Annotated in this window: 12 protein-coding genes; 5 read left to right on the forward strand and 7 right to left on the reverse strand. The window is 63.8% G+C overall.

All coding sequences use genetic code 11. The annotated features are described in order from the left end of the window. Positions 1 to 6: 6 nt before the first annotated feature. Positions 7 to 1,095, reverse strand: a complete 1,089-nt coding sequence (locus tag ACIPIJ_RS23780) for a polyamine ABC transporter substrate-binding protein (protein ID WP_401081295.1) — start codon at positions 1,093 to 1,095, stop codon at positions 7 to 9. 66 nt (positions 1,096 to 1,161) lie between these two features. Beyond that, positions 1,162 to 2,520, reverse strand: a complete 1,359-nt coding sequence (locus ACIPIJ_RS23785) for a glutamine synthetase family protein (RefSeq protein WP_401081297.1) — start codon at positions 2,518 to 2,520, stop codon at positions 1,162 to 1,164. A 184-nt stretch (positions 2,521 to 2,704) separates the two neighbouring features. Between ACIPIJ_RS23785 and ACIPIJ_RS23790 the strand changes: the two genes are divergently transcribed. Next, the gene (locus ACIPIJ_RS23790) at positions 2,705 to 3,604 is read left to right on the forward strand and encodes a helix-turn-helix domain-containing protein (RefSeq protein ID WP_401081299.1); all 900 of its coding nucleotides are present in this window, start codon (positions 2,705 to 2,707) and stop codon (positions 3,602 to 3,604) included. Between the two features lie 40 nt (positions 3,605 to 3,644). Continuing rightward, positions 3,645 to 5,558, forward strand: coding sequence for a hypothetical protein (locus tag ACIPIJ_RS23795; RefSeq protein ID WP_401081302.1), 1,914 nt, complete (start codon positions 3,645 to 3,647; stop codon positions 5,556 to 5,558). A 34-nt stretch (positions 5,559 to 5,592) separates the two neighbouring features. Here the strand turns inward: ACIPIJ_RS23795 and ACIPIJ_RS23800 are convergent, their stop codons facing one another. After that, entirely contained in the window at positions 5,593 to 6,978 is a 1,386-nt protein-coding gene (locus ACIPIJ_RS23800) for an aldehyde dehydrogenase family protein (protein ID WP_401081304.1), read from the reverse strand. A gap of 105 nt (positions 6,979 to 7,083) precedes the next feature. Here ACIPIJ_RS23800 and ACIPIJ_RS23805 point away from each other — a divergent pair, with 105 nt between their 5' ends. The 3 genes from ACIPIJ_RS23805 to ACIPIJ_RS23815 all read left to right on the forward strand — a co-directional run bounded on the left by ACIPIJ_RS23805 (position 7,084) and on the right by ACIPIJ_RS23815 (position 9,245). Further along, a complete protein-coding gene (locus ACIPIJ_RS23805; protein WP_401081350.1) occupies positions 7,084 to 7,950 on the forward strand; it encodes a LysR family transcriptional regulator in 867 nt (288 codons plus the stop codon). Between the two features lie 77 nt (positions 7,951 to 8,027). Next, positions 8,028 to 8,471 carry a carboxypeptidase regulatory-like domain-containing protein gene (locus ACIPIJ_RS23810; protein WP_401081307.1) on the forward strand — a complete coding sequence of 148 codons (444 nt, stop codon included), beginning with the start codon at positions 8,028 to 8,030 and terminating at the stop codon, positions 8,469 to 8,471. Between the two features lie 252 nt (positions 8,472 to 8,723). Next, entirely contained in the window at positions 8,724 to 9,245 is a 522-nt protein-coding gene (locus ACIPIJ_RS23815; RefSeq protein ID WP_401081310.1) for an acyloxyacyl hydrolase, read from the forward strand. A gap of 31 nt (positions 9,246 to 9,276) precedes the next feature. Here the strand turns inward: ACIPIJ_RS23815 and ACIPIJ_RS23820 are convergent, their stop codons facing one another. The 4 genes from ACIPIJ_RS23820 to ACIPIJ_RS23835 all read right to left on the reverse strand — a co-directional run bounded on the left by ACIPIJ_RS23820 (position 9,277) and on the right by ACIPIJ_RS23835 (position 14,817). After that, complete coding sequence (locus ACIPIJ_RS23820) at positions 9,277 to 11,412, reverse strand: TonB-dependent siderophore receptor (protein WP_401081312.1); 2,136 nt, start codon at positions 11,410 to 11,412, stop codon at positions 9,277 to 9,279. A 216-nt stretch (positions 11,413 to 11,628) separates the two neighbouring features. Continuing rightward, the gene (locus ACIPIJ_RS23825; protein WP_401081315.1) at positions 11,629 to 12,519 is read right to left on the reverse strand and encodes a universal stress protein; all 891 of its coding nucleotides are present in this window, start codon (positions 12,517 to 12,519) and stop codon (positions 11,629 to 11,631) included. 91 nt (positions 12,520 to 12,610) lie between these two features. Then, positions 12,611 to 14,026 carry an efflux transporter outer membrane subunit gene (locus tag ACIPIJ_RS23830; RefSeq protein ID WP_401081318.1) on the reverse strand — a complete coding sequence of 472 codons (1,416 nt, stop codon included), beginning with the start codon at positions 14,024 to 14,026 and terminating at the stop codon, positions 12,611 to 12,613. 17 nt (positions 14,027 to 14,043) lie between these two features. Continuing rightward, complete coding sequence (locus ACIPIJ_RS23835) at positions 14,044 to 14,817, reverse strand: helix-turn-helix transcriptional regulator (RefSeq protein ID WP_401081321.1); 774 nt, start codon at positions 14,815 to 14,817, stop codon at positions 14,044 to 14,046. Positions 14,818 to 15,018 lie beyond the last annotated feature (201 nt).

The following is a 15,018-nucleotide window of genomic DNA, read 5'->3' on the forward strand; positions in this document are numbered from 1 at the left end:
CTCGGCTCAGCGGTTGGACTTGATCTTGCTCCAGGAGCGGGTCATGACGCGCATGATTTTCGGGCTTGGGGTGCTGGAAATGTACAGCTTGTCCAGCACCTCCTGGGGTGGGTAGATCTCGGGGTTGTCGCCCAATGATTCATCCATGTACGCCTTGGCGTCGGGGTTCGCGTTGGCGTAGCCGACGGTGGCACTGACCTTGGCGATCACCTGGGGCTCGAGCAGGTAGTTGATGAACGCCAGGGCCTGATCGGGGTTGCTGGCGTCCTTGGGGATGGCCAGCAGGTCGAACCACAGGTTGCTGCCTTCCTTCGGAATGCTGTAGGCGATCTTCACGCCGTTTTTCGCCTCGTCCGCACGGTTGGCTGCCTGGAACACGTCGCCGGAATAGCCGAAGGCCACACAGATGTCACCGTTGGCCAGGTCCGAAACGTATTTGGAGGAGTGGAAGTAGGTGATATACGGGCGCAGTTCCAGCAAGCGCGCTTCCGCCTTGGCGTAGTCGGCCGGTTTTTCGCTGCGCGGGTCCATGCCCAGGTAGTTGAGCATGGCGGGGAACAATTCATCGGGCGAGTCCATGAAGGCGACGCCGCATTGCTTGAGCTTCTTCAGGTTTTCTGGCTCGAACAGCACCGCCCAGGAATCGATACGCGCGATGCCCAGCGCAGCCTTGACCTTTTCGACGTTGTAACCAATGCCGTTGGTGCCCCACAGGTAGGGCACCGCGTACTGGTTGCCGGGGTCATTCTGTTCTAGCTGCTTGAGCAGTTTCGGGTCCAGGTGCTTCCAGTTCGGCAGCTTGCTGCGGTCCAGCGGCAGGAAGGCGCCGGCCTGGGCCTGGCGGGCAAGGAAGTGGTTGGACGGCACGACCACATCGTAGCCTGTCCGGCCGGCGAGTAGCTTGCCTTCCAGCGTTTCGTTGGAATCGAACACGTCATAGACGACCTTGATCCCGCTACCGGCCTGGAAGTCCGCCAGCGTCGTGTCACCGATGTAGTCGGTCCAGTTGTACACGCTGACCGTGGGCTGGGCCTGGGCGGTGGCACCGAACAGCAGGGTGAATGCAGCGGGAATCAGAGCTTGCAGATGACGCATGTCGACACCTCGTTGGTCTTGTTCTTTGAATGCGGTGTTCGGGGGCTGCACGACAGCCCCCAGGGATCAGACGCTGAGCAGCAGGAATTCACGCTCCCACGAACTGATCACGCGTTTGAAGTTTTCATGCTCGGCCCGCTTGACGGCCACGTAGCCCTGGACGAACTGCTTGCCCAGGTAGCGCTGCACGGTCTGGCAGTCCTCCATGTGCTGAAGGGCGTCCTCGATGGTGATCGGCAGGCGCAGGTTGCGCCGCTCATAGGCACGGCCTTGCACCGGCGCACTCGGCTCGATCCTCTCGACCATGCCCAGGTAGCCGCACAGCAGGCTCGCGGCGATTGCCAGGTAAGGGTTGGCATCGGCACCCGGCAGGCGGTTTTCGACACGCATCGCCTCGGGGCTTGAGGTCGGCACGCGCAGCCCGGCGGTGCGGTTTTCTTCGCCCCACTCGACATTCACCGGTGCCGAGGTGTCCGGCAGGAAGCGGCGGAACGAGTTGACGTTCGGGGCGAACATCGGCAGCAGCTTGGGAATGTACTTCTGCAGACCGCCGATATGGTGCAGGAACAGCTCGCTCATGCTGCCATCGGCGTTGGCGAACACCGGCTGGCCAGTGGCGATGTCCACCACGCTCTGGTGCAGGTGCATGGCACTGCCCGGCTCGTCGGTGATCGGCTTGGCCATGAAGGTGGCGGTGACGTTGTGCTTGAGCGCTGCCTCACGCAGGGTGCGTTTGAACACGGTGATCTGGTCGGCCAGGTCCAAAGCATCGCCATGGCGGAAGTTGATCTCCATCTGCGCTGGGCCGTCCTCGTGGATCAGCGTGTCGAGGTCCAGGCCTTGCAGCTCGCACCAGTCATAAACGTCTTCGAACAGCGGGTCGAATTCGTTGGCGGCGTCGATCGAGAATGACTGGCGCCCGCTTTCGGCGCGGCCCGAGCGGCCCAGCGGTACTTGCAGCGGCAAATCAGGGTCTTCGCAGCGCTTGGTCAGGTAGAACTCCATCTCCGGTGCGACAATCGGCTGCCAGCCTTTGTCGGCATACAGCTTGAGCACCTTCTTCAGCACGTTGCGCGGCGACAGTTCGATCGGGTTGCCTTGCTTGTCGAAGGTGTCATGGATAACGATTGCGGTCGGTTCGATGGCCCAGGGGATCTGGTACACCGCCGTGGGGTCAGGGCGGCAGACCATGTCGATGTCGGCGGCATCGAGCAGGCTGTAGTAGATGTCGTCGTCGACGTAGTCGCCGGTGACGGTCTGCAGCAGCACGCTCTCGGGCAGGCGCATGCCGCGCTCGTGGAGGAACTTTGCGGTCGGTGCGATCTTGCCGCGGGCGATGCCGGTCAGGTCGCTGATCACGCATTCGACTTCGGTGATCCGGTGTTCTTTCAGCCAGGTGGAAAGCTGATCGAAGGGGGCGTTCATACAGACCTCTTGGTTGGGTTTTATTGCGGGAGCGGATTTACCCGCGAAGGCCGTGACGGGCATTCGAAAGGCGTTGCGCTTCCCAGGTGACGCGCTGGAGACTATCTTGGTCGCAGCCCCCCGGGGTGATCTATCCACTTTCTTCGGCAATGAATGCACCAAAAGAGTGCAAATAGGACAAAGCGTGACAGCGCCCAACGCCTTGCAGGTTCAGGCTTTCCACACCACCGACGTGACCGAGCAGGTGCGTGCTACCCCCGGTTGGCAACAGCAATACCGGCAGATGTCGCCGGGCCATTTCAGTGGCCAGTTGCGCTGCCTGGGGCTCGATGGCGTGGAGGTTTACGAAGAGCGCCTGAACACCCGGGTGGAGCAGTTTTTCCGGGCGCCGAGCGGTTCACTGGCGTTCTGCTTCGACCGCAGCGAAAACAGCCTGTACCTGCTCAACGAACAAAGCCGCAACATCTGGATCACGCCAGAGAACTACCAGGAAGTTGCGGTGGTGTTCGACCAGGCTTTCCTGGCACGCCACGGGCTTGACCCGCAGCGCCTCGAAGGCTTGTTCATGGTGCCGCTGGGCAGCGGGCAGAACGCGCTGTTCGGCAGCTGGCTGAGCGCCACCCTGACGCGTCTTGGCAAAGCCGGCTGTCCGCTCGAAGGCCAGGCGTTGGCCGAGCAGCTGCTGGAAGATTGCCTGTTCATCCTGGATAACGCCTGCCAGCGGCTGCAAGGCGGCGTGCTGGGGCGGCGCGGGGAGGCGCGGGCGATCATGCAACGGGTCAGCGAATGGGCCGCCGATTGCCCCGAAGAAACCCTGAACCTGCTGGAACTGGCCGATGTTGCGGGTGTTTCGCTGCGCCAGTTGCAGCAGGCGTTCAAAGCCTTTACCGGCATGCCGCCAGCCCACTGGTTGCGATTGCGCAGGCTCAATGGCGCGCGGCGCGACTTGCTGCGCGGTGCGGATGTCACCATCGCCGAGGTCGCCATGCGCTGGTCATTTTGGCATTTGGGAAGGTTTTCAGAGAGTTATCGGCAATTGTTCAAGGAATTGCCGAGCGAGACGCTCAAGCGCGGCCGGACCTGAAACCTGCTATCGTGCCAGGCAGTTTCCACCCGAGGTCCCGATGTTCTACCTGCCTTTGCCCAGCGACCAGGCCGAGCGCCTGGCCAGCGCGCCCACTGTCACCGACTACTTCCCGACCGCCAGCCTGCTGGAGGCGGCCGCCGTGCTGTTCGTGCAGAATGTGCCGCGCCAGCCAGCCCGTGTTTCCGCTGACGCCCAGGAGCGCCGTTTCGCCGAGATGGTCCGCATCGCCAACGAAGTCGAAGCCGCGGCGCCAGGGCGTTTCCAAGGCCAGGTGGCGCAGCATTTCGACCGCGAGGCGTTCGCCATGGGGCTCGGCATGCTGGGTGAAAACGGCGTCGCGCTGGTCTCGCCAGAGGTCGATTACCCTGCGCAGGACTTTCTCGACGCCGAAGGCCAGTGGAACTTCCAGTTCGCCGCCAGCTACCGCCAGCGGGTGACGCCGCTGCACCCCGTGTACTTGCCGTCACTGGCCAGCGACCTGATGCTCAGCGACCAGCAGAACCGCTTGCTGCGCGAGTTTCTCTCGGGCGTGGACGAGTCGGTGGCGGTGCAGGGCTTCGCCGGCACCGGCAAGACGTTCCTGATCCACCAGTTCGCACGGCTGCTCGACCCGCAGCGCACGTTGCTGCTGGCCCTGACCGAAGGCCAGTTGCGGGCATTGCAGGCGCGGGTCAAGGACGCGGCCGCCTACACAGCGATGACCTTCGGGCAACTGGCGGACGAGATCCTCAACCGCGACCTCACCAGCAACGGCTGGCGCCTGCGTGACCCTTACCGCACCAAGCTGTCGTGGCGCCCGCAGGAAGCGCAGGTGGTGAAATGGCTGGCCATCCCCGACATCGGCCCGCTTGCCGCACGCGATGTGGTCGCCTTGTGCATCAAGGCTGTGCGCAGCTTCTGCCGCAGCGGTGACAGCCAGCTGCAGTTGCACCATTTGCCGTGGGCCGGCCCGGGCACCTCGCCGCTGGATCAGGAAGTGCTGCTGGAGAAGGCCCGCTTGTACTGGCAGGAACTGATCCGCCCTTCATCGCGCGAGGTCCAGCTGCCGGTGCGCGATTATCACCGGGTCAAGCTGCTGTCGCTGACCGCCGAGCTGATCGACAGCCGCTACACCCATGTGATCGTCGATGAGGCCCATGAACTGTCCGCGCCGATGCTCAGCGTGCTGGACCGCAGCCCACAGTCGGTCATCGCCCTGGGTGACGAACTGCAGAACCTCAATGGCCTGAGCCCGCACCATGGGGGCTTCATCCGCCAGCGTTACATCGACCATTCACTGCGCGCCGGGCCTGCCATGGACAACGTGCTCAACCCGTTGATCCAGGCCCACCCGGCGGCTATCCAGGCCGCCTTCAGCGGTAATGCCGAGCACTACACGCGGGTCAGTTTCTTTGACACCGTGACGGTGCCCGAGCAGCCTACGGCGTTGATCGTCGATGACGAGTGGGGGTTGTTCGGCTGGTTCCAGCGCCTCACCCATCAGGGCGTGCCGTTCGTGCTGCTGCAAAGTGCGCGCAAGGACTTCGAGCTGTTCGTCGAGGATTGCATCGAGCTGTACCGCTACGGTACGCGGCCACGCCACCCCATGTTGTTCCGCTACCCCAGCTGGCAGGCGCTGGAGCAGGACAAGGGCGATGACAAGGCCTTTGTTGCCGTGGCCAATATGCTGCGCAAAGGCTACACCCCGGAGCACTTCGCCAAGGCCAAGAGCCGCTACCGCTGGGACAAGGCGCCCAAGCTGTTTCTGGGCCGCGTGCGGGATGTAAAGAACATGGAGTTCGCCCGGGTGATGGTGTCGCCGGAGCTGATGGTCGCGCCGGTGGCGGCGGGTAATCGCAATGAGCGGGCGCGGATGCTTGCGGGGTTGTATACCGCGTGTTCGCGGGCGCGGCATGAGTTGATCGTGCCGGGGGGGATGCTGGACTGGGTCAAGGACCAGGTCCGAGATTGACCGTTGGGGCCGCAAAGCGGCCCCTGTCATGTACTCAGTTACGGTCCAGCCACACCGTCTGCGCATTGGTGAACTCACGCACACCAAAGTGCGACAGCTCGCGCCCGAAACCACTCTTCTTCACCCCACCAAACGCCACGCGGGGGTCGGAGGCGCAGTAACCGTTGATGAACACCCCACCGGTATCCAGCGCTGCCGTCATGCGCTCGGCCAGGGCGTAGTCAGCGGTGTAGATGGTCGACGCCAAGCCGAATTCGCTGTCGTTGGCCAGCTCTACTGCATGGTCGGCATCGCGGGCAGTGATGATCGCCGCTACCGGGCCGAACAGCTCCTGCTTGAACGCCGTCATGTCCGGCGTGACGTTGGCGAACACGGTGGGGGCGTAGAAGTTGCCCACGCCTTCGACTTTATTGCCGCCCAGCAGCAGGGTGGCACCTTCGGCGAGGGTCGCCTGAACCTGGCCATCGAGCTCATCGCGCAGGTCGTAACGGGCCATCGGGCCGATGTAGGTGTCATCTTCCAGCGGGTTGCCGACTTTCAGCTGGCGCGTCGCTTCGACGAACTTGTGCGTGAATGCCTCGGCGATGCTTTCTTCCACGATCAGGCGCTTGGCAGCGGCGCACACTTGGCCGGTGTTCTGGTAGCGGCCTATGACGGCTGCCTTGACTGCCGCATCCAGGTCGGCGTCGGCCAGCACGATGAACGGGTCGGAGCCACCCAGCTCGAGTACGCACTTCTTCAGCGCGGCACCGGCCTGAGCACCGATGGCCATGCCGGCGCGCACGCTGCCGGTCAGGGTCACGGCGGCGATGCGCGGGTCGTTGATGGCGCGGGTGACGCCGTCCGGGGTCACGTTGAGCACCTCGAACACCCCCTCAGGCAGGCCTGCATCCTTGAACAGTTCGCCCAGCAGGTAGGCGCTGCCCATCACGTTCGGCGCATGCTTGAGCACGTAGGTGTTGCCGGCCAGGATCGCCGGCACGGCGCCGCGCAGCACCTGCCAGATCGGGAAGTTCCACGGCATCACGGCCAGGATCGGGCCCAGCGGGCGGTATTCGATACGCGCTTTATCAACCTGGGTCGGCTCGGCGGCGAGCATCGCCGGGCCGTGCTCGGCGTACCACCGGCACAGGCCGACGCACTTGTTCACCTCACCGCGGGCCTGGCTGATCGGCTTGCCGATTTCGCGGCTGATCATCTGCGCAAAGGTTTCGGCCTTGGCCTGCAGGGTGTCGGCCAGGGCCAGCAGCAACTCGCTGCGCTGACCCAGCGACACTTGGCGCCACTGGCGGTAGCCGGCCTTGGCGCGTTGCAGCGCCGCTTCCAGTGCGGCGTCGGTGTCGAAGGGGTAGCTGCCGATCTGCTCGCCGCTGTGCGGGTCGATGGAGATGGCGTGGGTCAGGCTGCTGATCTCGCTCATGGCTGGACACTCGTTGTTGTTAATCAGTGAGGCCAGACTAGTGGGCTAGGGGTTTAATGAAAACTGAATAATAATGAGTGAAACATTCACGTTTGGAGAATGACTGTGGACCTGGTGCAACTGGAGATCTTCAAAGCCGTGGCCGAGCAGGGCAGCATCAGCGCCGCCGCCCAGCACATTCATCGGGTGCCGTCGAACCTGACCACGCGCATCAAGCAATTGGAAGAAGACCTCGGCGTCGAGCTCTTCATCCGCGAAAAAAGCCGGCTGCGCCTGTCACCGGCTGGCTGGAATTTCCTCGAATACACCCGGCGTATTCTTGACCTGGTACATGAAGCGCGGCTGACCGTCGCCGGCGAAGATCCGCAAGGCACCTTTGCCCTCGGTTCGCTGGAAAGCACGGCGGCGGTGCGGATTCCGGCCTTGCTGGCGGCCTACAACCAACGCTATCCCAAAGTCGACCTCGACCTGTCCACCGGGCCGTCCGGGACCATGCTCGAAGGCGTGCTGTCCGGGCGTTTGGTGGCGGCCTTCGTCGACGGCCCGCTGCTGCACCCGACGCTTGAAGGCATGCCGGTGTTCGAAGAAGAGATGGTGGTCATCTCGCCGCTCAACCACGTACCGGTCACCCGTGCCCAGGACGTCAATGGCGCGAGCATCTACGCCTTTCGCGCCAACTGTTCGTACCGCCACCATTTCGAGAACTGGTTCGTCCAGGACCAGGCGGTGCCGGGCAAGATCCACGAGATGGAGTCGTATCACGGCATGCTCGCCTGCGTCAGCGCCGGTGCGGGCCTGGCCATGTTGCCGCGCAGCATGCTCGACAACATGCCCGGGTGCAGCACGGTCTGCGCCTGGCCGATGTCGGAGGATTTCCGCTATCTCAAGACCTGGCTGGTGTGGCGCCGCGGTACCGTGTCGCGCAGCCTGAGCATGTTCGTGAAACTGCTTGAAGAGCGGCGCGCGGCCTGACCACGCATCAGCGCGAACGCCGGTTGCGGTGGGGCGTCAGATAATAGGTAAGCCATCCCCACAAGGAGGGGCGAACCATGCGCAATCATCACTACGCTTTGGGCGCGACGCTGCTGTTCGCGCTGGTGTTTCCCTGGACGCTCGCCGCCGCTGCCGACCTGAATGCCCCCATCGACATGCAGGCGGTGCAGCTCCAGCCCCAGGAGCAGAACGGTATCCGCTACCTGCAGGGCGGCATTGGCCAGGACGAAGCCAATGCCCTGCGCAAGACCTCGGGCTATGACCTGCACGTCGAGCTCTCCACCGGCCCGGAAGGCAAGTTCCAGAGCGGTGCCTCGGTGGATATCCAGACTGCCCAGGGCAAACCGCTGCTGAGCGTGCAGGATGTCGGCCCGCTGCTCTATGTGCAGCTGCCGCCCGGCCAGTACAAGGTCATTGGCCAGGCCGAAGGCAACACGGTGCAGCAGCAGGTGACGGTAAACGGCAAGGCGCCTGCCACGGTCAATCTCAACTGGCGTTGAATTGCAGGTCTTGCGATCACCAGCGTTTGTCGAATCGAGCGCCGTGCGCGCGGCGCTGGATCTGCTAGGCGCTGGAGATCTCCAGGTAGGCCAATTAGCCATTAGTGGCAATTCACTTTCAACTTTCTGATTATCTGGACAATAATCAGAAAAGTATTACCTCGTGTGACCGGTTGGATGCACCGGTCACCGTTAAAAACGAGGGGCGCAAAGCCCCCGCTTGCCCGTGTTGACCATCAGGAGAAGTCATTGATGAAAACCCGTATTGCCACCACGCTGGCCGCTGCTGCATTGGCTTTCGCCGGGGCCAACCTGGCCCAGGCCGCGCAGGTTTCCGGCGCCGTGGGCGCCACAGGTCAGGGCGACATGACCTACCGTATCGGCCTGGCCTTCGACTGGGACAAGAAATGGCTGGAAAGCAGCACGGGTTACGTGAGCGGCTATTGGGATGCGGCTTACACCTATTGGGAAGGCGGTGACGCCAGCGGTGCCCATTCGCTGTCGTTCAGCCCGGTGTTCACCTACGAGTTCAGCGGCTTTACCTACACCCCTTACATCGAAGCCGGCATTGGCCTCGCGGCCTTCTCCAAGACCGACGTGGGCAATCAGCGCATGGGCTCTGCCGTCAACTTCGAAGACCGTATCGGCTTCGGGCTGAAGCTGCCGGGCGAACAGAAGGTCGGTATCCGCGCCATGCATTACTCCAACGCCGGCATCAAGCAGCCGAACGACGGCATCGAGTCGTACTCGCTGTTCTACAGCAAGGGCTTCTGAAGCGAAGGGGCCGCGTGGCGGCCCCGGCAGCTTAGAACGTGTAGGAAACCCCGGCCTGCACCGTACGCGGTGCGCCTGGGTAGACGTAGGTATTGAACGCGCCCTCGTCATAGCCCTTGTTGAACACGTTCTTCACATCCAGGTTCAGCCGCACATGCTCGTTGACCTTGTAGAAGCTCAGCAGGTCGACCACGCTGTAGCGCTCCAGGGTGTAGGTGGTCGCAGCGGTCTGCCCGGCACGGTCAGCGATGTACTTGACGCCCACCCCCAGGCCCAGCCCCTTGGCCAGGCCATCTTGGAACTCGTAGGTGTTCAGCAGGCTGAAGCTGTTGCGCGGGATGTTCGCCAGGCGCGTGCCAGTGGGCACGGTGTTGTCCTGGGTGACTTCGGCATCGACATAGGCATAGCCCCCGATCACGCGCCACTCGGGGGTGAGGTTGCCGGCAATGTTGATGTCCACGCCGCGGCTACGCACTTCACCGGCCGCAATGCTGTAGGTGCCACTCGGGTCATTCGGGTCGCGGGTCAGCACGTTCTCCTTGACGATGTGGTAGATCGCGGCATCGATACTCAGCTGACGGTCCAGTGCTTCCCACTTCACCCCCAGTTCATACGACTTGCCTTTTTCCGGGTCGAAGCCGGTGCCTTGCAGGCTGGCACCACTGTTGGGCTTGAACGAGCGTGCGGTGTTGGCATACACGGCCAGCGTATCGGTAAGGTCGTAGAGCAGCCCGAAGCGTGGCGTCACGCCGTTTTCGCCCTTGCTGAAATCGCCGGCATGGTTGAGCTTGTTGTCATAGTCATGCTCGTAGCGCTCAAAGCGCACGCCGGCCAGGGCCTTCAAACGATCGGTGAGGGCCACCTGATCCTGGACGAAGGCCGCCCAGGTCTTGAGGTTTTCCTTGTCGTGCGTGGTCGTGCGGGTCAGGGCAGGGCGGGCCTGGCCCAGCACCGGGTCGAAGAGGTCGATCGGGTAGGCACCGGTGCCGGCGGCCGAGCGCTGGATGATCGAGTTGTAGTCGTAGTCTTCATACTCGATGCCGGTCAGTAACGTGTGGGCGAAGCCGCCTGCATCGAAGTGGCCGGTGAGGTTGAGCTGGTAATCGCGGTCGGTCCACTCAAGCTTGCGGTAGTTGAAATTGCGCCCCAGGGTGCGGCCGTCTGCCTGCAGGCCGTTGGCTTCGACGGCGTTGCCCTTGAGCGAGCCGTCCAGCCACTGCATGCCGCCGCCCAGGGTCCAGTCATTGTTGAGCGCATGTTCGAAGCGCAGCTGCGCCATGTTGTTGTCGTTGTGCAGCAGGTTGTCGCTGCCTTTTTCCCAGATGTTGGTGTCGCGCGAGGCCGTGCCGCGCTGGCCCGGCAGGCGGGTCAGGCCGCGGTCCAGCGGGTGGTTGTTGCGCATGAAATCGCCCTCGAAGACGATCCTGGTGGCGTCGTTGACCTGCCAGCTGAGTACCGGCGCTACGTCGTAGCGTTCACTCTCGACATCGTCGCGAAAGCTGTCGCCGCCTTCACCCAGCACGTTCAGGCGGTAGGCGAGCGAGCCGTCCTGGTTGAGCGGCCCGGTGGCATCCAGCGTTGCCCGGTGCATGCCCTGGTCGTCGAACTGGCTGCCGACGGTCACCTTGGGCTCGGCCAGCGGCTGCTTGCTGACCACGTTGAAGGTGCCGCCCGGGTCGCCACGGCCATACAGGCTGGTGGCCGGGCCGCGAATCACCTCCAGGCGTTCGACGCTGTTGGCATCAGGGGCATTGGGGTAGCCCCGGTTGATCGGGAAGCCGTTGCGGTAGAACTCGCCGGTGGTGAAACCGCGCACGGTGAAGGTGGTCAGGCCCTGGCCGCCGAAGTTGTTGGCGCGGCCGACGCCGCCGGCGTAGTCCAGGCCATCCTGCAGGCGCGTGGCGCCGGTGTCTTCGAGCACATCCTTGGGCACCACACTGACCGACTGCGGGGTCTCGTGCAGGGCGGTGTCGGTGCGTGTGGCGCTGGCCGAGCGGTTGGCCTTGTAGCCGTCGACCGGGCCATCGGCGCGTTCGCTGTCGACGCTGCTGGTGATGCTCAGGGCCTGCAGTTCGATCTGGGCGGGGTCACTGAGCGAATTGGGCTCGGCAAAGGCCAGCGGGGAGACAGCATGGAGCACACAAAGCGAAACGAATGTGCGACGCATCGACGGTACGATCCTGAAGTAGGGCGCTAGGGAAGAGTGGTTTGCGCCGCGAAACTACTACGAATCATTATCAAATGCATTCTTTTTAATCGGCACTGGTGTACCAGATACCGGTGAGCCCTCAACAAGGCTCTATTCAGGGGCAAGCCAACGCCGCTGGCATCCTCCCACTAGAGCCTTGGTGGTATACCAGCGGTTCAAATCCTGACTCTAAATTCAGTTGACCCCTTTGATTGCCAGCACGTTGCACAGCGGGTGCTCCAGCACATGGGCTGTCGTACCGCCGAGGAAAGTCTGCATGGCGTCATGCCGGTGGCTGCCCATCACGATCACATCCATCCGGCTGTGGCTGACGAACTGAGCAATCGCACGGATCGCCGGCCCTTCCAGGAAATGCCGCCGTTCCAGTGGGAGCTGGTGGTGGTCACCCAGGCGGTTGAACGCCGCACGTTGCGACGTGCGCACGCTGCCTTCGAAGCCGGGCATGGTCACCGTGCCGGCGCCGAAGTCGGCGATGTGGGTCTTGGCCGCATCGCACACATGCACCAGGTGCAGTTCGGCGTTGCATTGCAGGGCCAGGGCATGGGCGCAGTGGATCACTTGCTCGTCGAGGTGTTCGCCAGCCCCGTGGCTATTGAGGTCGACCGCCGCAGCGATCTGCCGTGGCAGTGGCAGGCGAATGTCGCTGACCAGGTGCACCGCGACCGGGCTGTCCTTGAGCAACTGCCAGTCCAGCGGGGTGACCAGCAGGCGCTTGAGTACCGGCTCGTGCTGCACGTCCTTGACCAGCAGGTCGCAGTTCAGCCGCTCGATGCGCTCGATGGCGCTGCCCAGCGGGTCGCGGGTCAGCAACAGCTCGGTGGACACATCCAGGCCGGCATTGCGCAGCTGTTCGGTGGCGTCGGCCAGCCACTGGCGGTTGTCTGCGAGCAGCTGCTCGCGTTCGCGGCCATCGCTCATCAGGCCGAACGTGTCGACATCGTCGACGAACACATTGATATCCAGCAGTGCGCCGCTGGATTCAGCCAACGCCGCCGCGCGTTGCAGCGCCGGCGTGTAACGCATCTGCGGGCCGAGCATGACTAACAAACGCTTGAACTGGCTCATCGCACACCTCCACGTGTGGGCAGCCCCCCGGTTCATGCCATGTGATCTGGTACGTTCAGTCTAGACCCCTGAGCGGCAGCGCTGCGGTGCATTACAGGTGCGTGGCGGATTTCTCGTCGTTTTGCCAGCCCCCTCCCAGCGCCGCATACAGGTTCACTTCCGCTACCAGTTGCGCCAATCGATCGCTGATCAACCCCTGTTGCGCCGTAAACAGCGAGCGCTGCGCATCGAGGAACGTCAGGCTGCTGTCCACGCCAATCCGGTAGCGGTGCTCGGCCAGGTTGTAGTAACGCAGGTTGGATGCCACCAGGTCCCGCTGCGCCTGCAATTGCCGTTGATAGGTCGCGCGCGCCGCCAGCCCATCGGCGACTTCCTGAAAGGCGCTCTGGATGGCCTTTTCGTATTGGGCCACCTGGATGTCCTTCTGCAATTGCGCGTAGTCCAGGCTGGCACGCAGGCTGCCGGCGGTGAAGATCGGCAGGCTGATCTGCGGCTGGAACAGCCAGGTACCGGAACCCGCGTCGAACAGGCCGTTGAGCTGCGGGCTGGTGCTGCCAGCGTTGGCGGTCAGGCTGATGCTCGGGAAGAACGCCGCCCGCGCTGCGCCGATATTGGCGTTGGCCGCACGCAGCTGGTATTCGGCCTGAAGGATGTCCGGGCGGCGCTGCAGCAGGTCGGAGGGCAGGCCTGCTGGCAGGCCGGCGATCTGCTCATCGGCCAGGGGCAGGGCGGCCAGGTTGTCGGCCACTGCTGTGCCCACCAGCAAGGTCAACTGGTTGAGGTCTTCGGCCACCTGGCGCTTGTAGCGCGCCACGGCGGCGCGGGTGCTGTCGACACTGGTGCGTGCCTGGATCTGGTCCAGTGCCGACACCGTGCCGGCGCGGCGCTGGTTGATGGTCAGGCGCAGGCTGCGTTCGTCGGCGGCCTGGGTGTCCAGGGCCAGCGTCAGCAGCTCCTGGTCGGCGCGCCAGGTCAGGTAGACGCTGGCAACGCTCGCCACCAGGCTCAACTGCGTGCTGCGCCGGGCCTGGTCACTGGCCAGGTAGGTCAGCAGCGCCTGGTCACTCAGGCTGCGCACCCGGCCGAACAGGTCCAGTTCGTAGGCGCTGACGCCCAGGGTGGCCGCATAGGTCGAAGTGATCATGCCCTGGTCGGTGCCGGTCATGCGCCGCGGCAGGTACTGGCGCTGGCCCTGGGCGTCGGCGGACACTTCGGGCAGCAGCTCGGCGCGCTGGATGCGGTGTTGGGCGCGATAGGCCTCCACGTTCAGCGCCGCAGCACGCAAATCACGGTTGTTGGCCAGGGCGTTGTCGATCAGTTGGCGCAGTACGGGGTCGTGGAATACCTGGCGCCAGTCCTGCAGCGGCTGGCGTGCCAATGCGTCGCCCTGGTAGGCCGGCCCTTGCGGGAACTGCTCGGCAACCGGCGCCGCCGGGCGCTGGTAGTCGGGCACCAGTGAACAGCCGCACAGCAGTGCGGCGCAGAGGGTAAAGGCATGTCGGGGCATTGCCGGTTCTCGCACGGTCAGGCGCCCGCCATCCATTTCGCCAGGCCGTGACGGCCACTGACCCCCAGCTTGGCGGTGGCGCGCTTGAGGTAGGTTTCGATCGAGCTGTTTTTCACGTTCAGGCGTTGCGCCATCTCGGGCACCGTGCCGCCGGTCAAGAGGCCCAGGCAGACTTCCTGCTCGCGGGTCGAAAGCTTTACCGCCTCTTGGTTCAGGCGTTCAGTGAACGATTGGCGCAGCGAGCCTGTGTCCAGCTCTGCAGCGGGCGAGCCGGCGCGGCGGGCGATCCCTTGGCTCAGCAGCTGGCCATGGTGTTCGACCAGGGGCAGCAAGGTGTCGGAAAGGCTCTTGAGTTGCGACAGTTCAGCCAGGGTGAAGCCTCTCTGGCTGGGCAGGCGATGAAAGCAGATGACCCAGCGGCGGTCACCGCTGCGGGACACCAGGTTGCATTGGTGGGCACTCTGGCGAGCGTCCAGCGGCGCCTTGAACTCGATCAACAGCGGGTCCTTCATCTGCATGATGCTTTGCAGCAGCGGGTGGCGCAGGCTGGTTGCGCTAGGCGCCGGCGGTTGCGCACCGGCACTGCCCAGCACCTTGATATGGCTGATGCTGGCCTGGCGGGGGTCGAGGGTCCATTCGCTGAGGTCGAGCCTGTTGATCGGCACCTGGGCATCGACCAGGCGGATCATCTGCTCGGCGAAGTCATCGGCGCCGCTGCTGGCGATCAATTCGCCCAGTTGCAGATACAGCTGAGGGTCGGGGCGGTGTTCGAGGCTGGCGGTCAGCTTCATAGTGTAGTCATCCTTGATTCGAAGCGTTACGGCGGGTGGTCTCGCGGTCGAGTCCTCTGGAGGGTGGCGGGTGTGACGGTATTCAAGCCCGCACGGGCAGTGGCGTCTGTAATGGAAAACCGGGACAGAAATTGCCAGCAATGGCTGCGTGATGAGTAGGCGTGTGTAAAGCGCGTCAGCGGATGTTCCTTCAGATAGCCA

It is taken from the genome of Pseudomonas sp. NPDC087185 (assembly GCF_044744955.1).
Lineage (GTDB): Bacteria > Pseudomonadota > Gammaproteobacteria > Pseudomonadales > Pseudomonadaceae > Aquipseudomonas.